Origin of the sequence: Tsukamurella pulmonis, assembly GCF_900103175.1 — a bacterium.
In the GTDB taxonomy this organism is placed as follows: domain Bacteria; phylum Actinomycetota; class Actinomycetes; order Mycobacteriales; family Mycobacteriaceae; genus Tsukamurella; species Tsukamurella pulmonis.
On the sequence record NZ_FNLF01000002.1, the window covers coordinates 1,053,894 to 1,073,734 of the forward strand.

The 19,841-nt window shown below is 70.4% G+C and carries 21 protein-coding genes and 4 tRNA genes; 15 read left to right on the plus strand and 10 right to left on the minus strand.

Features of this window, described 5'->3' with window-relative positions; all coding sequences use genetic code 11:
- The first annotated feature begins 19 nt into the window (after nt 1-19).
- Both BLQ62_RS05340 and BLQ62_RS05345 read left to right on the plus strand, forming a co-directional pair.
- Nucleotides 20-436, plus strand: coding sequence for a VOC family protein (locus BLQ62_RS05340; RefSeq protein WP_068566838.1), 417 nt, complete (start codon nt 20-22; stop codon nt 434-436).
- A gap of 52 nt (nt 437-488) precedes the next feature.
- Nucleotides 489-564: transfer RNA gene (locus BLQ62_RS05345), tRNA-Lys, on the plus strand.
- 20 nt (nt 565-584) lie between these two features.
- Here the strand turns inward: BLQ62_RS05345 and BLQ62_RS05350 are convergent.
- Nucleotides 585-2,042, minus strand: coding sequence for a hypothetical protein (locus BLQ62_RS05350; RefSeq protein WP_068566836.1), 1,458 nt, complete (start codon nt 2,040-2,042; stop codon nt 585-587).
- Nucleotides 2,035-3,045, minus strand: coding sequence for a hypothetical protein (locus BLQ62_RS05355; protein ID WP_068567382.1), 1,011 nt, complete (start codon nt 3,043-3,045; stop codon nt 2,035-2,037). Before BLQ62_RS05355 ends, BLQ62_RS05350 begins: the two co-directional genes overlap by 8 nt.
- 91 nt (nt 3,046-3,136) lie before the next feature.
- Here BLQ62_RS05355 and BLQ62_RS24095 point away from each other — a divergent pair, with 91 nt between their 5' ends.
- Nucleotides 3,137-3,868, plus strand: a complete 732-nt coding sequence (locus BLQ62_RS24095; RefSeq protein ID WP_082756645.1) for a YdeI/OmpD-associated family protein — start codon at nt 3,137-3,139, stop codon at nt 3,866-3,868.
- Nucleotides 3,869-3,899: 31 nt separating this feature from the next.
- On the opposite strand, the gene BLQ62_RS05365 is transcribed toward BLQ62_RS24095, so the two are convergent.
- Entirely contained in the window at nt 3,900-4,286 is a 387-nt protein-coding gene (locus BLQ62_RS05365; protein ID WP_068566833.1) for a DoxX family protein, read from the minus strand.
- Nucleotides 4,287-4,365: 79 nt separating this feature from the next.
- Here BLQ62_RS05365 and BLQ62_RS05370 point away from each other — a divergent pair, with 79 nt between their 5' ends.
- On the plus strand, nt 4,366-5,226 hold the full coding sequence (locus tag BLQ62_RS05370) for a sigma-70 family RNA polymerase sigma factor (protein WP_068566831.1): 861 nt from the start codon (nt 4,366-4,368) through the stop codon (nt 5,224-5,226).
- 6 nt (nt 5,227-5,232) lie between these two features.
- Here the strand turns inward: BLQ62_RS05370 and BLQ62_RS05375 are convergent, their stop codons facing one another.
- Genes BLQ62_RS05375 through BLQ62_RS05385 form a run of 3 tightly spaced genes read right to left on the minus strand, consistent with a single transcriptional unit; the run spans nt 5,233 to nt 7,881 of the window.
- On the minus strand, nt 5,233-5,856 hold the full coding sequence (locus BLQ62_RS05375; protein ID WP_068566829.1) for an acetoacetate decarboxylase family protein: 624 nt from the start codon (nt 5,854-5,856) through the stop codon (nt 5,233-5,235).
- Nucleotides 5,847-7,286 (minus strand): flavin-containing monooxygenase, encoded by a 1,440-nt coding sequence (locus BLQ62_RS05380; protein ID WP_068566827.1) that lies wholly within the window; start codon nt 7,284-7,286, stop codon nt 5,847-5,849. Before BLQ62_RS05380 ends, BLQ62_RS05375 begins: the two co-directional genes overlap by 10 nt.
- A gap of 1 nt (nt 7,287) precedes the next feature.
- Entirely contained in the window at nt 7,288-7,881 is a 594-nt protein-coding gene (locus BLQ62_RS05385) for a TetR/AcrR family transcriptional regulator (RefSeq protein ID WP_068566825.1), read from the minus strand.
- Between the two features lie 55 nt (nt 7,882-7,936).
- Here BLQ62_RS05385 and BLQ62_RS05390 point away from each other — a divergent pair, with 55 nt between their 5' ends.
- The 5 genes from BLQ62_RS05390 to BLQ62_RS05410 all read left to right on the plus strand — a co-directional run bounded on the left by BLQ62_RS05390 (nt 7,937) and on the right by BLQ62_RS05410 (nt 10,600).
- Complete coding sequence (locus tag BLQ62_RS05390) at nt 7,937-9,631, plus strand: GMC family oxidoreductase (RefSeq protein ID WP_170842897.1); 1,695 nt, start codon at nt 7,937-7,939, stop codon at nt 9,629-9,631.
- 109 nt (nt 9,632-9,740) lie between these two features.
- Nucleotides 9,741-9,813 (plus strand) — tRNA-Glu (locus tag BLQ62_RS05395).
- A gap of 25 nt (nt 9,814-9,838) precedes the next feature.
- Nucleotides 9,839-9,912 (plus strand) — tRNA-Asp (locus BLQ62_RS05400).
- A gap of 43 nt (nt 9,913-9,955) precedes the next feature.
- Nucleotides 9,956-10,029, plus strand: a tRNA-Phe gene (locus BLQ62_RS05405).
- A gap of 136 nt (nt 10,030-10,165) precedes the next feature.
- Nucleotides 10,166-10,600, plus strand: a complete 435-nt coding sequence (locus BLQ62_RS05410; RefSeq protein WP_269451325.1) for a DUF6264 family protein — start codon at nt 10,166-10,168, stop codon at nt 10,598-10,600.
- 9 nt (nt 10,601-10,609) lie between these two features.
- On the opposite strand, the gene BLQ62_RS05415 is transcribed toward BLQ62_RS05410, so the two are convergent.
- Together BLQ62_RS05415 and BLQ62_RS05420 are read right to left on the minus strand one after the other, a co-directional pair.
- Nucleotides 10,610-11,158, minus strand: a complete 549-nt coding sequence (locus BLQ62_RS05415) for a dihydrofolate reductase family protein (protein ID WP_068566819.1) — start codon at nt 11,156-11,158, stop codon at nt 10,610-10,612.
- Nucleotides 11,159-11,238: 80 nt separating this feature from the next.
- Nucleotides 11,239-12,291, minus strand: a complete 1,053-nt coding sequence (locus BLQ62_RS05420) for a ferredoxin--NADP reductase (protein ID WP_068566816.1) — start codon at nt 12,289-12,291, stop codon at nt 11,239-11,241.
- Between the two features lie 87 nt (nt 12,292-12,378).
- On the opposite strand from BLQ62_RS05420, the gene BLQ62_RS05425 reads away from it, so the two are divergent.
- The 6 genes from BLQ62_RS05425 to fdhD are packed head-to-tail and all read left to right on the plus strand — an operon-like array spanning nt 12,379 to nt 18,314.
- Nucleotides 12,379-13,359, plus strand: coding sequence for an alpha/beta hydrolase (locus BLQ62_RS05425; RefSeq protein WP_068566815.1), 981 nt, complete (start codon nt 12,379-12,381; stop codon nt 13,357-13,359).
- Nucleotides 13,359-14,213: an SDR family NAD(P)-dependent oxidoreductase gene (locus tag BLQ62_RS05430; protein ID WP_170842898.1), complete on the plus strand. Its 855-nt coding sequence runs from the start codon at nt 13,359-13,361 to the stop codon at nt 14,211-14,213. Before BLQ62_RS05425 ends, BLQ62_RS05430 begins: the two co-directional genes overlap by 1 nt.
- 38 nt (nt 14,214-14,251) lie before the next feature.
- Nucleotides 14,252-15,175: a ferritin family protein gene (locus BLQ62_RS05435; protein ID WP_068533175.1), complete on the plus strand. Its 924-nt coding sequence runs from the start codon at nt 14,252-14,254 to the stop codon at nt 15,173-15,175.
- A gap of 18 nt (nt 15,176-15,193) precedes the next feature.
- On the plus strand, nt 15,194-16,678 hold the full coding sequence (locus tag BLQ62_RS05440; RefSeq protein ID WP_068566814.1) for a flavin-containing monooxygenase: 1,485 nt from the start codon (nt 15,194-15,196) through the stop codon (nt 16,676-16,678).
- Nucleotides 16,679-16,687: 9 nt separating this feature from the next.
- A complete protein-coding gene (locus BLQ62_RS05445) occupies nt 16,688-17,437 on the plus strand; it encodes a MerR family transcriptional regulator (RefSeq protein ID WP_068533171.1) in 750 nt (249 codons plus the stop codon).
- A 40-nt stretch (nt 17,438-17,477) separates the two neighbouring features.
- Nucleotides 17,478-18,314: a formate dehydrogenase accessory sulfurtransferase FdhD gene (gene fdhD, locus BLQ62_RS05450; protein ID WP_068566813.1), complete on the plus strand. Its 837-nt coding sequence runs from the start codon at nt 17,478-17,480 to the stop codon at nt 18,312-18,314.
- Between the two features lie 4 nt (nt 18,315-18,318).
- Here fdhD and BLQ62_RS05455 read toward each other — a convergent pair whose 3' ends face one another.
- A complete protein-coding gene (locus tag BLQ62_RS05455; RefSeq protein WP_068533167.1) occupies nt 18,319-19,152 on the minus strand; it encodes an acyl-[acyl-carrier-protein] thioesterase in 834 nt (277 codons plus the stop codon).
- Between the two features lie 25 nt (nt 19,153-19,177).
- A complete protein-coding gene (locus BLQ62_RS05460) occupies nt 19,178-19,774 on the minus strand; it encodes a DUF1269 domain-containing protein (RefSeq protein ID WP_082756642.1) in 597 nt (198 codons plus the stop codon).
- Nucleotides 19,775-19,841: the final 67 nt, after the last annotated feature.

A 19,841-nucleotide genomic window follows, 5' to 3' on the forward strand; every position in this document is an offset into this window, starting at 1 on the left:
TCGGGAGCAGAATCAGCACATGACCGTACGCCTGAACCCCTACATCAGCTTCTCCGACAACGCCCGCGAGGCGCTCGAGTTCTACCGGGACGTCTTCGGTGGCGAGCTCGAGATCTCCACCTTCGAGGGCATGCCGCCCGAGATGGGTATCGACCCCGCCGAGGCCACCAAGGTGATGCACGGCCAGCTCACCACCGCCGACGGCTTCACCCTCATGTGTGCTGATACGCCCGCCGGGATGCCGCGGAACGTTGGAGACGACGTCTCCGTCTCCCTCTCCGGTGACGATCTCGCGAAGCTGACCGGCTGGTGGGAGAAGCTCTCCGCCAGCGGCTCCGTCACCGTCCCGTTCGTCCAGGCACCCTGGGGTGACACCTTCGGCATGTGCGTCGACGGCTTCGGCGTGCACTGGATGGTCAACGCCGCGGCTTCCTGATCCGGCCCGGTGCATATCCTGTCGCCGGTCAGTCGCTAGACTGACCGGGCTAGGGCCTCTAGCTCAATTGGCAGAGCTCCGGACTTTTAATCCGTTGGTTGTGGGTTCGAGTCCCACGGGGCCCACCACGCGGTGTGAACGCAGTTAGTCAATCCAGAAAGTACGAAGCGGCGGCCTCTGGCGTGTCGAGGATGTCATCCTGCGGAACTCCCAACAGAGTAGCGAGTTCGACAGACCCCAGAAGTGCGGTCTGGACATCAGGCGAGAACGCTCGGTCGAGAAGATCCAGAAAAACGATGGCGGCCGTCGCCAGAGCGGCGACGTAGGCGCGGTGGTCCGCGTCCAACCGGTCGTCGAGTTCCTTCTGCTCGATCTCGTATTGCGCGATGAGCGCGCGCTCACGGGCGGCGAGTGCCGACGAAGCGGTCCGGTAGAGGACGGCGCCGACGGTGTTACCGATGACCGCGCCGAGCACGGGCACTGGAATCAACGCCTGTCCGGCGAGAGCGGACACGGCGCCCACAGCGGTCTCCAGGCAGACCAGTTCGGCGTTCTCGAGGAACCTCGCCTCATTGATCTCGCCCCGGCGAAGCCTGTTCGCCTGGTCTGCGACGCCGAATGCCGCGGTCACCATCGAACCGGCCGCTGCGGCCGGAGTCGTCGTGAAGTTGCTCAGCCCGTACACGGCTGCTCCGCGAACGGCGCCCTTGGTGACTCCGAGGCCCGACTCGCCCGCCACGGACACCCAGTCTTCCGTTGTGAAGTCCCGCAACCTGGTCCGTTCGCGACGTTTCGCTGCAACGGCGAGAACGAACGTCATGCCGCCTTCTGCCGCGGCGCCGGCGGCGGCTGCTGCTGCGCCTCCCCGCAGGGATGGCCGACTCTGACGGTATGCGTCGTCGCGGATCGCTCGATCGGTCGTACGGAGGAAATCGGCTTCAGCCTGCAGTGTCGTCTCTATAGTGCCGCGTTGCGCTTGCGCGTAGTCGAGATGCGAAGGCTCGATGGAGTCGATGGTGACGGTTCCTCGCTCGAAGAACGACTGAACGCGTTCCCATTGCTTGAACGACGGATCGCTCCCGCCACCCGTGAGCAGGCTCGCCTCCTCGCGGGACATTGAGTGCAGTCGGATCACTGCGTCGTAGTGGTCGCGCGGAATCTGGTATTTGAATCCATTGTCCAAGTAGTCCGGATACTTGGCCAGGTGCTCCTCAATGGCGCCCAGGCCGAATCGACCGCCTGCCGCGACGAACTTCTGCTGGATTCCCACGCCGCTGCGCACCAAGTCCGTTGGTCCGTTGTCATTCACCCACTTGTAGACAGCGCCGCCGCCTATGATCCGGCTCCGAGCGTTACCGATGCCGACCTCAGCCGCCTCTGCGATGAACCCGTGCATGCCCTTGAGTCCGCCTCGGTTCGAGTCGATGATCGTGCTGTTGATGGCGCGCATCGCGTCGGTGATGCTTGCGAGCGATGCTCGAAGGTTGTCGTCCTGTGCACCCCAACTGCTGAGCAATGCGTCGATACGCAGTCGGTTCAGGTGGTCTACCCACGCTGCGACGGCTTGTTCCTGGCCGCTCTTCGCGACCCCGTCGATATCAGGCATCGATGTCGTCCTCGCTCGCGTCTAGGACGACGTGCTGAGCCAGCAATGCCGCGCTCGCCTTGGTGTTGTTGACGAGAGCTGCGAGTCGCACTTGGTCCGAGGCGTCGAGCGCCTCGAAGTCCGAGCGGTAGAACTCGAGCCGCTGGCCGTACGAGACGACGAGTCGTCCGCGAAGTCTGGAGGTCCGATCCAAAAGATCGACGATCTCCGCGTGAATGCGGCTTATCTGGGCCGTGTTCTCTTTGACGGAAGTCAGGGCATCGTGCTTCGAATCTCGGTTGTCGAACTTCTTCTTGGTGAACAGGGCCACCGAAGCGAGCAGGGTCGCGCCTGCGACCGACCAGCCGATCGGACCTGCGAGTGCGAGCAATGCACTTCCCGCCGCCGTACCGCCCCCACCCGCAGCGACGGCTCCGCCACCGAGCCAGGCCAAGGCGGCCTTGGTTGCGACCGCGCCCGACAGGGTCGAGATCGCGGTGCCCGTCGAAGCGGTGCCGAACGTGGTCGCGGCCCACATCGCCGCAGTCGGTGCCATGCCTGCCACTGCTGCTGCCGCACTGAATCCGGCGCCGGCGCTGATAGCGGAGGCGCGAGCCGCCTCGAGATCTTTCCGGGCGAAGTCCTCCGCACCGAGGAACTGCGCCTTGTGAACTTCGATCTCGGCGAAGTCTGCTGCGAAGGACTTGGGCGTGCGGGCGATGCTGTTGACGAGGAACTCCACGAGGTCGATCACGTCGGCAGTTCGTTGGCGCTCAAGCAGAAGTGCGACACCGCTATCGCTCATCGCAGTATATGTGGCGTTGTACTCGGCGACGGCAAGGTCGTACGGGTCTTCATCCTTTGAGTTCAGCTTTTCCACAGTGCTGAAGGCCGTGTCCTTGAGCTCACCCGCCTGGCTCGCGAGTTGGGCTGATGTGGCTCGCGCGAATCCGGTGATACCGGAAAGCGCCCGGCCCACGTTCTCACGTGCTCTGTCCAAATCCGTGGGACGAGGATCGGTCATCGTGTTCTCCAATTCGGCCGATCGTGGGTGATCAAGGCACAGTATCGATATGCGCTGACACGTTTCGGCCTGTTGAGCAGAATGGGCCGTCATGGACGTGCTGGAGTTCGTCACCGTCGGCGAGTGGGAGCGCTGGCTCGAGAGCAACCACGCCGACGCGACCGAGGCGTGGCTGCGGATCGCGCGACGGAACTCCGCCGTTCCGGGGCTGACGATCGAGGACGCGCTCGACGGCGCGCTCTGCTTCGGCTGGATCGACGGGCAGCGGAAGTCGAACGACGCCGATTCGTTCCTGCAGCGCTACTCGCCGCGACGCCGCACCAGCTCGTGGTCGCGGATCAACGTCGACAAGTTCGAGACGCTCGCCGCCGCGGGGAGAGTGCGCCCCGCCGGCTTTGCGCAGCGTGACGCCGCGCGAGCGGACGGGCGCTGGGACGCCGCCTACGCATCGCAGCGGATCGCGGAGACCCCGTCCGATCTCGCGGCGGCGCTGGCGGAAGTCCCCGGCGCCGCGGCGGCCTTCGAGGCGATGAGCCGGTCCGACCGCTACGCCGTGATCCTCACCCTGCTCAAGGCCCGGACTCCGCAGCGACGCGCGGAACTGGTGGTGCGGGCCGTCGCCGACCTCGGCGCAGCCGCCCTCGCTGCCGACCCCGCCGGCCGCCTGCTGCCACCCCTCGCCGCGCCGGTCGAGGTGGCGGTGCTCGATCTCGACCCGGGCGCGCGACGGCGCTTCCCCGATGAACCGGACCTCCACCTCGCTCGTCCGGGCGGGATCGGCGAGGGCGGTCCACGGGTCGGCGACAACGGACACGATGCGTGAGGTGCTCCTTACGCAGCGCGTGGTCAACGGTTCAGCCGCCGTACGGCGTCAGGGCGAAGCGGCCCCAGGCGATGAACGCGAACGCGGCGATGAACACGACGTCGCCGGCCATGTACCCCCACTCGCTGCGGCGGAAGCGCGTGGTGGCCGCGCCCGCCATGAACAGCGCCAGCCCGCACGCGGCCAGGGGCGAGAGCACCTCGGCGACGCCCACCAGCGGGGGCAGGATCAGCCCGAACGCGCCGGTCGCCTTGATCGCGCCGATGGCCTTGAGGTGCCCGTCGCCGAAGTCGTCCACCCAGTGCTGATTCGCGCCCAGCGCACGGTAGCGCTCGCGGGGCAGGGCGAGCAGGGCCAGGCCGCCGGCCGCGAAGCCCGCGGCGAGGACCCCGGTGATGATCCACAGTGCGGTGTTCATGACAGTTCCTTCCTCGTTACGTTCGCCCGGTCGGGCTCGTCACTGTGATGACGGATCACGACGTGGAAAGGTAACGACGATGGAACGACCCACTTCGGCGGAGCGGTTCGAGGAGCACCGCCCGCGCCTGCTCGCGGTCGCCACGCGGGCGCTGGGCTCACCGAGCGAGGCCGAGGACGCGGTGCAGGAGGCGTGGCTGCGGTTCTACCGGTACGACGGTGCGCCCATCGACAACCTCGCCGGCTGGCTCACCCGGGTGGTGGGCCGGATCTGCATCGACGTGCTGCGCCGCCGCACCGCGCGCGCCGAGACCGATCTCGACGGGCTCGCGATCGATCCGGTCGTCACCGAGGACGTCGACGGCCCCGAGGAGGCGGCGGTGGCCGCCGACGCGGTGGGCCTGGCGATGATGGTGGTTCTCGAATCCCTGCGGCCCGAGGAGCGGCTGGCGTTCGTGCTGCACGACATGTTCGCCGTGCCGTTCGCGGAGATCGGCCCGATCGTCGGCCGCTCCCCGGACGCCGCGAAGATGCTCGCCAGCCGTGCCCGCCGGCGGGTGCAGGAGCAGCCGCGTCCGGCGGCCGACCGGCGGCAGCAGCGGGAGGTGGTCGACGCCTTCCTCGCGGCCGCCCGCGACGGTGATTTCGACGCCCTGCTCGCCGTGCTGGACCCCGACGTCACGTGGACCCGGCACACCCCGCGCGGCAGGATCACCTCGGCCGGCGCGAACGAGGTGCTCGCCCTCGCGCGGCGCGGTGAGGGCGCGCAGATCGAGGCGCGCCGCGTCAGCGTCAACGGGGCGCCCGGCATTCTGGTGTGGAGCCCGACGGGGCGACCGCTCGCGCTCATGGCGTGCACGGTCGTCGGCGGGGTCATCGTGGACCTGGAGTCGATCGTCGACGTGCGGCGCCTGGCCGCGATGCGGTTGCCCGCGCTCTGAGTTCGGCTACCAGCGCCGCGTGCGCCGTCCGCCGAAGCGCAGGCGGAAGCGCGGCACCGCGACGGAGAGCAGCGGTCGGCGGCCGGCCAGGTGCGCGAGCGGGCCGGCACCGTCGAACTCCCACTTCGCGCGGACGGGGCGCACCCGGACCAGGCCCGCGACGGGCGTCCGCGCCCCGGCCCGGTCGTCGCCCTGGAGCAGCCGGAAGGCGATCGGCAGTGGCGGTAGCGCCCACCGCGGCGGGCGCGGCAGCCGCGCGGTGCCGACGGCCTCCGCGGTGTACTCGGCGAGCCGTCGCACCGCGAACCGGTTGAGCTCCTTGGGGATCGCCCAGAGCTCGCGCCCGCCGGCGCGTGAGGCCGGGCTGTCGACCTGGATGAACGGGATGCTCACGAAGGGCAGCAGGCGGCGCACGCTCACCGTGGTGCTCATGATCTCGTTGTAGGTGAGTGGACTGGGCCGTTCGTAGACGAAGAACGCGGTGGCCACGATGGTCCGGCCGAAGACCGTGAGCGTGCGGGCGCCCGTCGGCAGCGGCGGAGCCGGCGCGGCGGCCGCGGGCACGAGGAAGACGCCGATCAGGCAGTGCCCGGTGAGGTGCCAGGGCTCGGGCGGGTAGGTCACGTCCATGCGAACTCCTCGGGTTTCAGCCGCGCGGTGGCGTCGGCGTAGGTGCGGGTGTTGCCCGGCCAGTTCGACGTGATGCGCCCCGACGGGTGGCGGTACCAGCTCTCGCAGTGACCCCACACCGAACGCTCCAGCCGGTGCTGCACCGCCCGATCGAATCCTTCCGCGGCCTCGGATGTCACTGTGACGCTGCGGTGTCCGCCCTCGCGCATCCGGCGCAGCACGTCGCGGATGTGACGGGCCTGGGCCTCGAGCATGTACACGATCGAGCCGCCGCCGAGGTTGGTGTTCGGGCCGTAGGCGACGAAGAAGTTCGGGAACCCCGGTACGTGCACGCCGAGGTGGGCGCGCGCACCGTCGGCCCAGACGTCGGTGAGCAGTCGTCCCCTCGCTCCCTCGATCCGCATGGCGGACAGGAAGTTCTGCGCGTCGAACCCGGTGCCGTAGACGATCGCGTCGACGTCGTGGTGGACGCCGCCGGCGACGATCCCGGCCTCGGTGACCTCGTCGACCGCGGCGGTGACCAGCCGGACGTGCGGACGCGTCAGGGCGGGATAGAAGCTGTTGGCGAACAGGATCCGCCGACAGCCGACGGGGTAGTCCGGCGTGAGGGCCTCGCGGAGCTCCCGGTCGCGCACGCGCAGCCGCAGGTGCGCGAGGGCCAGTGCGCGGATGATCTCGCCCGCGCGGGTGTCGTCGTCGAGCCCGCGCGAGAACTGTTCGGCGAGCGAGAAGAAGGCGTTGCGTTCGGTCCGCAGCGCGCCGGGCACGACACGGAAGGAGCCCTGGTAGAGGCGTCCGTAGCGCTGGTCGGGCCGGGGCAGGATGTACGACGGGGTGCGCTGGAACACCAGCAGCTCGGCGGTTCGGTCGGCCAGGTGCGGCACGAACTGGGTCGCGCTCGCCCCGGTGCCGACCACGGCGATCCGCTTGCCGGACAGCGGCGCCGCGTGGTCCCAGCGGGCGGAGTGGAATGCGGTGCCCTGGAACCGGTCGATGCCGGGGATCGGCGGCAGCACCGGATCGGAGAGCTGGCCGACGGCGCTCACCAGGACGTCCACGCGGTCGGTCGTGCCGTCCGCGAGCGCGACCTCCCACTGCGAGTGCGCCTCGTCGTAGGTCGCGCCGACGACGGTCGCTCCGGTGCGCACCCGGGGCGTGACCCCGTACTTCGCCGCGGTCCGCCGCAGGTAGGCGAGGATCTGGGGCTGGTGGGCGTAGCGGGACTCCCAGCCCGTGTACGGCTCGAAGGAGAAGGAGTAGAGCGCCGACGGGACGTCGCAGGCGGCGCCGGGGTAGGTGTTGTCGCGCCAGACCCCGCCGATCCCGTCGGAGCGCTCCCACAGCCGGATGTCGTCGTGACCGTCCTGCAGCAGGGTGATGGCGACGGCGAGCGCGCCGAAGCCGGAGCCGATGATGCCGATCGAGGGCATGTCAGGAGCCTTCCGGTGCGGCCCCGGCGGAGGGGGCGAGGATGTGCACGACAGTGCCGGTCAGGATGTCGAGAACCTCGTCGCGGGACAGTGTTCCGCGTTGGAGCCATTCGCGGCACGCGGACTTGGTGAGGGCGGCGGCGGGGCGGAGCCGGGCCCGCAGGCGGGCGTCGTCGGGGAGCCCCACCGCGTCGAGCACGAGGCGCGCCGCGCGGTCGTCGGCCTCGTCGACCATCGCCTGGACGTCCGATCGACCGTGCAGGTCCACGCCGCCGCTGGTGTTCACCCAGTCCTGCCCGAAGGTGGCCGCGGCGTCCAGGATCCAGTCCATGACGCCGCGGACCGCCTCGGCCAGGGGGCGATCGCCGAGCTCGGGCGCGGGGGCCACGGGCATCACCACGGCCTCGCGCATCACCGTCAGGAACAGGGCGCGCTTGTCGCCGAAGTAGTGGTTGACGAGGCTGCGGCTCACGTTCGCCGCGTCGGCGAGTTCCTTCGTCGAGACCGTCTCGTACGGGCGGTCGCGGTAGAGGACGCGGGCCGCCGCCAGGATCTGTTCGCGGCGCTCTGCGGGGTCCAGCCGGGTGCGGGTCACCAGGGCAGCCTGACGCACTATTGTCATTATGTCAATAGTGGCTTACGCTGCGTGCATGGCACACGACTGTGACGTGGATTACGACGTGGTGGTGATCGGCTCGGGCTTCGGCGGTTCGGTCACCGCGCTCCGGCTGACCGAGAAGGGGTACCGGGTGGGCGTCCTCGAGATGGGGCGCCGGTTCGCGGACGACGAGCTGCCGCGCACCTCGTGGAACGTTCGCCGGTTCCTCTGGGCGCCGTGGGCGCGCTGCTTCGGGATCATGCGGATCACCCTGCTCAAGGACGTGCTCATCGCCAGCGGCGCCGGCGTGGGCGGCGGCTCGCTGGTGTACGCCAACACGCTCTACGAGCCCCTCGACGGCTTCTTCACCGATCAGCAGTGGGCGCACGTCACCGACTGGCGCGACGAGCTCGCGCCGCACTACGCACAGGCCAAGCGGATGCTCGGGGTGACCACGTGGCGCGGCCGCTCGCCCGCCGACGAGCTGATCGAGCAGTCCGCGGCCGCGGCCGGCGTCGCGGACACTCTGCACCCGGCCGATGTCGGCGTCCTGTTCGGTGACCGGCCGGGCGCCCCCGCGGGCGATCCGTTCTTCGGTGGCGCCGGCCCCGAGCGCACCACCTGCACCGAGTGCGGTGCCTGCATGACCGGGTGCCGCGTCGGAGCCAAGAACACGCTCGTGAAGAACTACCTGCACCTCGCCGAGGGCGCCGGCGCCGTCGTGCACCCGCTGACCACCGTCACCGACGTGCGGCCCGCCGACGGCGGGTACGTGATCCGCACGCGGGCCACCGGGAATCCCCTGCGGCGGCGCAGCTTCACCGCGCGCGAGGTGGTCTTCGCCGGGAACGCGCTCAACACCCAGAACCTCCTGCACCGGCTGCGCCGCCGCTCGCTGCCGCGGCTCTCGCGCTGCGTGGGGGCGCTCAGCCGCACGAATTCCGAGGCGGTGCTGGGGGCGCGGTCCTTCGAGCGGGACCGGGACGTCACGCCGGGCGTCGCCATCACCTCCTCGTTCCATCCCGACGATCACACCCACGTCGAGTTCGTCCGGTACGGCACCGGCTCGGGCGCACTGTCGCTGATGAACGCGCCGCTCATCGATCCGGAGCCCGGCGTGGGCACGCTGCGCGCCATCCTGCGGGCGTACCGGGAGCTGGGGCTGCGCGGCGCGTGGCGCCTGCACGATCCGCGGCGATGGGCCGAGCAGACCGTCGTGGTGCTGGTGATGCAGGCGCTGGACAACTCGATCACCACGTCGTTGCGGCGCGGGCCGTTCGCCCGGATGACGAGCAGGCAGGGCGAGGGGGAGCCCAATCCCAGCTGGATCCCCGTGGCCAACGCGGTCACCCGGGAGCTCGCGCAGCGGATCGGCGGCGCCGCGGGCGGTTCCACGGCGGGCATGTTCGGCGTCCCGCTGACGGCGCACTTCATCGGCGGCTGCGTGATCGGGCAGGGGCCCGAGGAGGGCGTGATCGACCCGTATCAGCGGGTGTTCGGCTACCCGGGGCTGCACATCGCCGACGGCTCCGCGATCACGGCGAACCCGGGCGTGAACCCGTCGCTCACCATCACGGCGCAGGCCGAGCGGGCGATGTCCTTCTGGCCGAACCGGGGCGAAGCGGACCCGCGTCCGACGCTCGGCGAGGCGTACCGCCGGGTCGAGGCGGTGGCACCCGTGCGCCCGGCGGTTCCCGCGTCCGCGTCGGGCGCCCTGCTCCTGCCGACGCCGAAGCTGCGAGAATAGATGTCTGACCTGGCGATTTGGGAAGTTGGCCGGTTGTGCCATAAGCTATCCCAGCTCCCAACGGAACACGGAAGCGGTGCGGAGAGCGGCTTCAAGTCGCCCGAAGCGAGCCCCCTTCGTTTAGTGGCCTAGGACGCCGCCCTTTCAAGGCGGTAGCGCGGGTTCGAATCCCGTAGGGGGTACGTCGCAAGACGAAAAATTGCATATGGCCCTGTGGCGCAGTTGGTTAGCGCGCCGCCCTGTCACGGCGGAGGTCGCGGGTTCGAGTCCCGTCAGGGTCGCCTTCCGAGTCTTAGGACTCGGCGGTGACGGTTTTACCGGCACGGCCAGGTAGCTCAGTTGGTACGAGCGACCGCCTGAAAAGCGGTAGGTCGCCGGTTCGATCCCGGCTCTGGCCACAAGCAAAACCCCCTGTTCGCAGGGGGTTTTCTTGTTGCCGGGGCCGAGTCGGGCGGGCGGCGATGAGTAGTTCCCCTCACCGCTGCGCGCAGTGCTACCGATCCGCGTGCCCTCGCCGCGCGCAATGATCGGTGCATGAACCACGCGTGGAACAGTCCTCCCGCGCCGCACGGCGCCTCTCCTGCGCCGGCTTGCCTCTCGCCGATGGGGTCGCCCGCGCCGCACGCGCCGAACCGCTGGCCGGCCTGGCGCATCGTCGACCTGGTGGTGACCATCGCCCTGTTCGCGGTCTACGCCTTCGGCGTCGTGGCACTGCTCTACATCAGCCTCTTCTGGGCGATGGCCACCGATTCCTGCGGCTCCACCGGCTGCGACTACGGCAAGCTGCAGAACGCGTACTTCCTCAGCGACATCTGCGGCGTCCTCGTCTACGTCGTGAGTCTGGTCGTCGCGATCGTTCTCCTGGTCCTGCGCCGGCCCGCCTTCTGGCTGCCGATCCTGGGCGCCGTGATCCAGGCGGCGCTGTTCGCGGCTGCCCTGGGGCAGTTGGCCGGCGTCAGCCCGAACTAGACCAGGTGGTCAGCGCGGGCGGTGCCGCGTCCCGATCACCCCGTTGGCGAAGGTGAGCGCGCCGAGCAGTTCCAGCCGGGGGACGGCGTGCCCGTCCGGGAACAGTCCGCGCCCGCGCCCCTGCACCGCGGGGTGGACGAACAGCCGGTACTCGTCCACGAGGCCGGCCCCGATCAGCGCGTGGCACAGACTGATGCTGCCGGTGGCCACGATGTCGCCGCCCGGCTGCGTCTTGAGCGCCGCGACCGCGGCCATCGGGTCGTCGCGCAGGACGACGGAGTTGCGCCAGCCCGGCTCCGCGAGGGTCGCGCTCACCACGTACTTCGTCACCGCATCCAGCTGATCGGTGATGCCGGTGGCGTCCTCGCGCTGCTCGGGCCAGTACCCGCGGAAGTCCTCGAAAGTCCGCCGCCCCAGCAGCACCGCATCGCAGGTGGCGTCCTGGCGGTGCAGCTCAGCGAGCAGGTCGGGCGGCTGCGCGGTGGGGTCGAACCAGTCGTCGAGCATCTCGACGCGCCCATCGAGGGTGATGTTCTGCGTGATCGCGAGCGCCCGCATGGCGGTCTCCTCTCCGGGGTCGCCGTGCGCGGCCCCTGAAGTACTGACCTGCGCACGGGCCGGGAATCATCGGCCGGCGGTCACTCGAATTCGACGGTGAGCTCGTCGGCGCGGGGGAGGGACTGGCAGGCCAGGCGCACGCCCTTGCCGAGCTCGTAGTCGTCGAGGGTGTCGTTGACCAGCATCTCGACCTCGCCGCTGCGCAGCGTGAAGGCGCAGCCGCCGCAGTTGCCCTCGCGGCACACGTACGGCGCATCGAACCCCTCGGCGAGCAGCACGTCCAGCAGGACCTGTTCGCGCGGCCACGCCACGGTGCTGCTCACCCCGTCCAGTTCGACGGTGACCGTCGCCGCACCCTCGGACCTCTCGGAGGCCGCAGCACCGGGGACGGCGTCGAACGGGTCGCCGGTCAGCGACGCGTAGGCCTCGCGGTGGATGCGGTCCGCGCCGATCCCGGCGCTCGCAGCGGCGGCCGCGGCGCAGTCCATGAACGGCGCGGGGCCGCACAGGTAGGCGGACGCGCCGGCGCCGGTGCGCGGCAGCAGCGCGGCCAGGCCCACGGCGTCGGGGACGCCCCGCTCGGACTCGAGCCAGTGCTCCACGCGCAGTCGATCGCCGTGTGCGGCGACCAGATCCGCCAGTGCGGCGTCGAAGATGACGGAGTCGCGGTCCCGGTTGGCGTAGACGAGCAGCACGGGCGTGGACGAGGCCGCAAGTGTCGCCCGCAGGATCGACATCACCGGGGTGATGCCGCTGCCGGCCGCGAGGAGCACCAGGTGGTCGGGGTCGTCGCGCACGGTGAAGCGCCCACCGGGCGGGAGCGATTCGAGCGTCATGCCCGGCTTCGCGTTGTCGCACAGCCAGTTCGAGGCGTAGCCGCCCGTGGTGCGCTTGACGGTGACCTGCAGGTGCCGGTCCAGGCCGGGGGAGCTCGAGAGCGAGTAGCAGCGCGGCGCCCAGGCGCGCTCGAGGCCGTCGGTCCCCGGGATGCGGAGGGTGAGGAACTGCCCCGGTCGGTAATGGAAGTCGTCGTCGGCGGGGTGCGCGAAGACCACGGAGACGGCATCGCGGGTCTCCTCGATCACCTCGATGATCTCGAGCGGCCGCGATCGCGCGGGCGTCGGTGCTGCCACGTGTCCTGCTCCTTCGTCGGGGTGATCGGACGCTACCGCGGTAACTGTGCCATTGACAACTGGCACGATTGCTGGTGGTGTGTGGGTATGCGAACAACGACACCGGCCCCGCCGGTCCCGTCGGCGTCGACCCCGCGATCCGACGTCGCCGCCCTGCTCACGCGGTACGGGCTGGGCGTCGCGAGCGTCCTGATCCCGATGAATCCGGTCGGCGTGCGGGTCGCCCGCGGCCTCGTCGCGACCATCATGGGCACGCTCGGCGGCACGCCCCGCGGCACAGACGTCACGCCGGTCACGGCGCCCGTCCCCGGCGAATGGGTGCTCGGGCCCGGCGTGACCCGGGGCCGGCGCGCGATCTACTACGTGCACGGCAGCGCCTATGTGATCTGCTCCGCGCGCACCCACCGCGGCCTCGCCGCCCGCCTGTCCGCCGCGACCGGCCTGCCGGTCTTCGTCGTGGACTACCGGCTCGCCCCCGAGCATCCGTTCCCGTGCGCCGCGGCGGACGTGGCCGCGGGCTTCGAGTGGCTGCTCACGCAGGGCTACACCGCCGACGACCTCGTCATCGCCGGCGACTCGGCCGGCGGGCACCTGATCAGCGACCTGCTCCTGCACCGCGCCGCCGGCGACCGCTCGCAGCCCGCCGCCGCCGTGCTGTTCTCCCCGCTCATCGATCTGACCTTCGCGCTCGCCGCCGAGCAGGAGCGGGAGCGCCGCGACCCGGCGATCTCCGCCGCGGCGGCGCGGCGGTTGGTCGGTCTCTACACCGACGGAGTGGACCCCGCCCACCCCCGCCTGCGGCTCGACTTCGGGCGCGCGGATCGGCTGCCGCCCTTCCTGATCCAGGCCGGCGGGGCCGAGATGCTCTCCGCCGACGCCCGCCACCTCGCCGCGGAGCTCCGCACGCACGGCGGCACCAGCACGCTCGAGGTGTGGCCGGGGCTCATGCACGTCTTCCAGGCGCTGCCCCGGCTCGCGCCGGAGGCGGACGCCGCGCTCCTGCGGGTGCGCGATTTCCTCGCGGGGCTCGACCGGGCCGCCGCGCACACGGATTCGGAGGCCTCCTGATGTTCGGTATCGACCGCCTGCTGCACCACCTCGTCCGCGACCCGATCACGGAGGGCGCCAAGGCCGTCGTCACCGGCGCCGGCAGCGGCATCGGACGCTCCTTCGCCCTCGAGATCGCCCGCCGCGGCGGCGAGGTCGTCTGCGCGGACATCGACGAGACCCGCGCGAAGGAGACCGTCGCGCTCATCGAGGCCCGGGGCGGCACGGCGCACGCGGTCACCGTCGACGTGGCCGACCGCGTCGCCGTGGAGTCCCTCGCGGCGTTCACCCGCACCGTCTTCGACGGTCCGCCGTCGCTGGTGGTCAACAACGCCGGCGTGGGCATCGGCGGCCGACCGGTCGGCGATGTGGGCCTCGACGACTGGAACTGGGCGCTCGGGATCAACCTGTGGGGCGTGGTGCACGGCTGCGAGCTGTTCGCGCCCATGCTCCGCGAGGCCGGCCGCGGCGGCATCATCAACGTGGCCTCCGCCGCGGGCTTCGCCGCCGCGCCGTCGATGGGGCCCTACAACGTCTCCAAGGCCGGTGTGATGTCGCTGTCGGAGACGCTCGCGGCCGAGCTCGCGGGCTCGGGCGTGAACGTGTCCGTGCTGTGCCCGACCTTCGTCAAGACCAACGTCGCGCGCGACGGCCGGATCACCGAGGGCAGCAAGAACCTCGCCGGCACTCTCATGAAGCTCACCGGGATCTCGCCCGACGGTGTCGCGGCGCAGACCCTCGACGCGCTCGACCTCGGCCGTCTCTACGTGGTCCCGCAGCTCGACGCGAACGTCATCTGGCACCTCAAGCGCCACTTCCCGACCCCGTACGTGCGCGGCCTCGGCCTGCTCACCCGCATCCTGCCCTCGTCCTGACCGGACCCGCCGCACCGCCCCCGAAAGGAACATCCACCATGGCCATGGATCTCGACAACATGCTCCAGATGATCAAGGACCGGCAGTGGTCCCTCGCCGACATCGACTGGGACGCGCCGGGCGTCGAGCTCATCGACCCGGAGCTGCACGCCAAGCTCAAGCCCTTCCTCTCCGACCTGATGTGGATCGAGAACGTGGGCGCCCGCGGATTCGCCGCCATGGCGCGCAAGGCGCCGACGCCCACGCTCAAGAGCATCTACGAGCACTTCCACGCCGAGGAGCAGAAGCACGCCAACGCCGAGCTCGCGCTCATGCGCCGCTGGGGCATGCTCGACGACGACGAGATCCCGTCGCCGAACGTCAACGTGCAGCTCGTGATCAACTGGCTCGACCAGTACTCCGACGGCATGTCGCTCTCGTTCCTCGGCACCGTCATCCCGATGCTCGAGGTGGCCCTCGACGGGGCCCTGATCAAGTTCATCACCGACGAGGTCAAGGACCCGATCGCGCAGGAGGTGTTCAAGCGCATCAACGCCGACGAATCCCGCCACCTGGCAGTCGATTTCGAGGTCATGGACATGCTCGGCCACGCGGACCTGCGCAAGCGCACCATCGACTTCGTCGGCGGCTGGATCAAGCCCTCACTGCTCGTCGGCTTCCTCAGCTACGTCCCGCTGCTGAACAAGATGCGCGACAACATCGTCGCCATGGGCGTCGACGAGGAGCGGCTCTACGGCGCGATGAAGCGCTACCGCGCCGCGGGCGAGCGCAGCGAGTACATCCAGCGGCTGCCCATGTTCCGGATGGTGGCCTGGCACGGCAGCCGGGTGATCGATCGCGGCAACAAGCTCTACCACGTTCCGGCCGACGCGCTGGTCAAGGCGACCGCGCTGATCCCCTTCCCGCTGGTGCACCGCACGCCCACCTGGTCGCAGGAACTGACCTACGAGCCCACCGCCTGACGAGGACGAACCACAGCCATGACCATCTCCGTAGCCATCATCGGCGCCGGCTTCGCCGGCATCGGCGCCGCCATCCGCCTGCAGGACAAGGGCATCGACGACTACGTCGTCTTCGAGCGCGACACCCGGGTCGGCGGCACCTGGCGCGACAACACCTATCCCGGTGCGGCGTGCGACATCCCCTCGCGCCTGTACTCCTACAGCTTCGCCCCGAACCCCGACTGGTCGCACACCTACTCGGGCAGTGCCGAGATCCTGCAGTACATCGACTCGATGGTCGAGTCCTCCGGCGTCGCGCCGCACATCCGGTTCGAGCACACCGTGACCGGCGTCGTCTACGACGCGGACGCGGGGGAGTGGACGATCTCGTTCGAGGGCCGCGAGCCGCAGCGCGCCCGCGCCGTCATCATCGCCTCCGGCCCGCTCGCGAACTGCTCCTTCCCCGCCATCACCGGCATCGAGGACTACGAGGGCCACAAGATCCACAGCGCCCGCTGGGATCACGACTACGACTTCACCGGCAAGAAGGTCGCCGTCGTCGGCACCGGTGCCAGCGCCGTCCAGATCGTTCCCGAGCTGGTCGAGCAGGCCGCCTCCGTCAAGGTCTTCCAGCGCACGCCCGGCTGGGTGCTGCCCCGGATCAACACCGAGACCGGCGAATTCACCAAGACGCTCTACCGGTCGATCCCCGGCGCCCAGCAGCTGGCCCGTGCGCTCTGGTTCTGGGGCCACGAATCCGTCGCCCTCGGCGTCGTCTGGAACACCCCGCTCACCCGAGTCGTCGAGGCGGTGAGCAAGCTGCACCTGCGCCTGCAGGTGCGCGACCCGTGGCTGCGTCGCCAGCTGACCCCCGACTTCGCGGCCGGCTGCAAGCGCCTGCTCATGACCAGCGACTACTACCCGGCCCTGCAGCGCGAGAACTGCAAGCTGGTGACCTGGCCGATCGCGCGGATCGCGCCGAAGGGCATCCGCACCGTCGAGGGCGTGGAGCACCAGTTCGACTGCATCGTCTTCGCCACCGGCTTCGACGTCTCCAAGACCGGTTCCCCGATCCCCGTCACCGGGCTCGACGGCCGCGTGCTGGCCGACGAGTGGAGCGGCGGCGCCTACGCCTACCGCAGCGTCGCCGTCTCGGGCTACCCGAACCTCTATGTGACCTTCGGGCCGAACTCCGGCCCCGGGCACAGCTCCGCGCTGGTCTACATGGAGGCGCAGATCGACTACATCACCGACGCGATCGCGCAGCTGCTGCGCAGCGGCTGGAAGGCGCTCGACGTGCGCGCCGACGTCCAGGAGGCGTACAACCGCGACATCCAGCGGCGGCTCACCGCGACGACGTGGAATTCGGGGTGCAGCAGCTGGTACCTCACCGACGACGGCTTCAACGCCACCATGTACCCGGGCTTCGCCTCGCAGTACGTGGGCCAACTGCGCACCGTCGACCTGCGGGACTACCGCATCCTGGTGCACGAGGGGGCCGATGCCGCCGTCGCGGCCGGATAACATGCGGGCATGACGGAGTACCGGATCGACGACCTGGCCCGGGTGTCCGGGACGACGACGCGCAACATCCGGGGCTATCAGGAGCGCGGCTTGTTGCCCAAGCCGCTGCGTCGCGGCCGCGTCGCGATCTACACCGAGAAGCACGTGCGGAACCTCCTGGCTATCAACAAGCTGCTCAGCAAGGGCTTCACGCTGGGGCACATCGCGACCTTCCTCACCAACCCCGGTGCCCGCATCGGCGATGCGTTGGACCTGACCGAGATCCTCGACGAGCCCTGGGCGACGGGAAAGCGCCCCGTGCTCGAGCGGGAGGACCTCGAGGCGCGACTCGGCCCGCTCGACGACGCCGCCCTCACCGGCCTGATCGACGCGGGCGTCCTCGCCGCGACGGAGGAGCCGGATCGCTACGAGGCGGCCGACCCGCACATCGTCGGCAACCTCGCACGACTGGTGGACAAGGGCATGGACCTGGCCGTGCTCATCGACGTGCAGAAGCGGTTCGCCGCCAAGCTCGCCGAGGCGGCCGAGATCCTCATGACCGCCGCCCACGACGAGGTGGACCGGCGCCGCGGACCGGGCTGGCTGCCCGCCACCGACGAGGACGTGGCCTGGGCGGTCGGCCTGCTCGGCGCGATGCGCCGGGCCGGCACCGAGAACGCGCACGCCGCGCTGGACCGGGCGCTCGACACCGCGCTCGATCAGGAACTGCAGGCGCACAAGATCGCGGCGGGCAACCGGACCGGGGCGGACGCGTCCTAGCCGGGCCGGCACCAGGGAGGCCCGGTGTACGGTCGAGCGCATGGGACGGATCACGGTGCGGCGGCCGGTGGTCCGGGTGGTGGTCGGCGCCGAGCCCGCGCGGCGGATCGACACCCTGGCGGCCGAGGAACCGCTCGAGATCCGCGTGGCCGGGGCGCCGCTCGCCGTCACCATGCGCACCCCCGGGCACGACGTGGAACTCGCCGCCGGCTTCCTGGTCTCCGAGGGGGTGATCGCCGCCGCCGAGGAGTTCCGCTCCGCGATCCACTGCGGCGGACCCGGCACCGGCGGCGCGATCAACGAGTACAACGTGCTCGACGTCGCGCTCGCCCCCGGCGTCACCCCGCCATCGCCCGAGGTGACCCGGAACTTCTACACCACCAGCTCGTGCGGGATGTGCGGCAAGGCCAGCATCGACGCGGTGCGCACGGTCTCCCGGTTCGACGTGCGGGCCGATCCCGTCTCCGTCGACCCCGAGCGGATCGTCGCCCTCCCGGATCGGCTGCGCGCCGGGCAGGCCGTGTTCGAGAAGACGGGCGGCCTGCACGCCGCCGCCCTCTTCGACGCCGGGAGCGGCGAGCTGCTGGTGCTGCGCGAGGACGTGGGGCGGCACAACGCCGTCGACAAGGTGATGGGCTGGGCCCTGCTGCACGGCAGGCTCCCACTGCGCGGGACGGTGCTGCAGGTCTCGGGGCGCGCCAGCTTCGAGCTGGTGCAGAAGGCCGTGATGGCCGGCATCCCCGTGCTGTCGGCGGTGTCGGCGCCGTCGTCGCTCGCGGTCGAGCTCGCCGACGAGGCCGGGCTGACGCTGCTCGGCTTCGTCCGCGGCGACCACATGAACGTCTACAGTCGCGCGGACCGGGTGCGCACCGGCTGACCGGTCAGGCCTGCCATTCGATCCGCTCGACCTGCTCCGGCGGCCACGGCGCCGGCGGCGCGAAGGGCGCGCCCGGGAGCGGGGTGACCGATGCGGCCGAGGCGGGTTTGGCGGCGGGCGCACCGTCGGCGTCCAGGAGGTAGAGCCACTGCCGGTAGCCGGCGTCGTCGCGCTCCGAACGCACCTGCACGCTCGACCCCAAGGGGATCGGTGCGAGGTACTCGATGATCGCGCGGTGCGGCGCCGCGAGCAGGGGATCGCCGTTCAGGCCGTCCTCGACGAGCTGCAGGTACGCGGCGTTGTTGAGGTGCTGGTACGGATCGAAGTCGGTGGCGCGCAGCCGCACCGTGACGTCGCTCGCCGACGGCTCGGGCGGCGTGGCGGTGTTGAGCGCCTTCCAGCGCAGCCGGGTCTCGGTGACGTGCTGCTGCAGGTACTCCATGCCGCCGTCGCTGATGTGCGTGGGCATGCCCGACTCCGCGCTGAACCGGATCCAGAAGGCCTCGGTCTCGACGTGCCCGCCGGCGCTGCCGCGCAGGGTGATCCGCATGTTGCACCAGCGCGAACTGGTGGCCTCGCACCAGCGCAGCAGGGTGACGTCCGACGGCCAGTGCAGCGGCTCGTGCACATCGATGATGCTGCGGCGCACGAGCCAGTACGGGTCGGTGGCGTCGAAACCGCGGTGGAACATCTCGTCGTTCGCCATGTCCTGCAGGTAGCGCGCGATCCCGTCGAGCCGGACCCGGCGCTCGGGGTCGACGTCGCCCGTCCGCACGGGCCAGGTCCGCTCGAAGGAGGGGCCGGGAGGCGCTGCCTGCAGGAACTCGTAGTCAGTCACATGGCGAGCCTAACGAGTTGGGTGATCAGTCGCGGCTGAACTTGGCCTTCAGCGCGGCGATCCGGTCCTCGTTCTTCTCCTGACGCTCCTGCTTCTTCTGCTCGTGCGCCGCCTTACGTGCCGCCTTGGCGGCGGCGTCCGCGGCGTCCTGCTGCGCCTCGAGCTCGCTGATCACCTCGTCGAGCGGGCGCCGCACGATGCGGCCGCCGGCGCGCGCCACCTGCGCGTCGAGCGCATCGGTGGTCGGCTCCTCCGTCTGCACGATGATGGCGTTGTTGCCGGGTGGGAGCTGCTGCGCGAACAGCGAGATCACATCGTCGCTGTCATCGAGGTTGCTCACGTCGACCAGCGCGCCCGTGGCGGTGCCGACGGACAGGCCGAGCAGCAGGCCGACGGGGCCGCCGAGGACGCCCACCAGCATGCCGATGAGCGAGCCGCTGAGGGTGCCGGTGCCGGTGGTGCCGTCCGTGTTCTCGGGGATGTCGTAGGTGCCGTCGGCGTTGCGCTCGACCAGTGCCGCGGAGATCACCCCGTAGGTGCTCGCGGTGTTGCGGATGTTCGAGTACTCCTCGTACGTGGCGGCACGGGTCGGCAGGGAGATGACGGCGACGTATTCGCTCATGGGGGTCCTTCGGTCGTGGGTGATCCGGGTCCAGCGCTGTCACCGCGAACCCTACGCTGCAATCGTG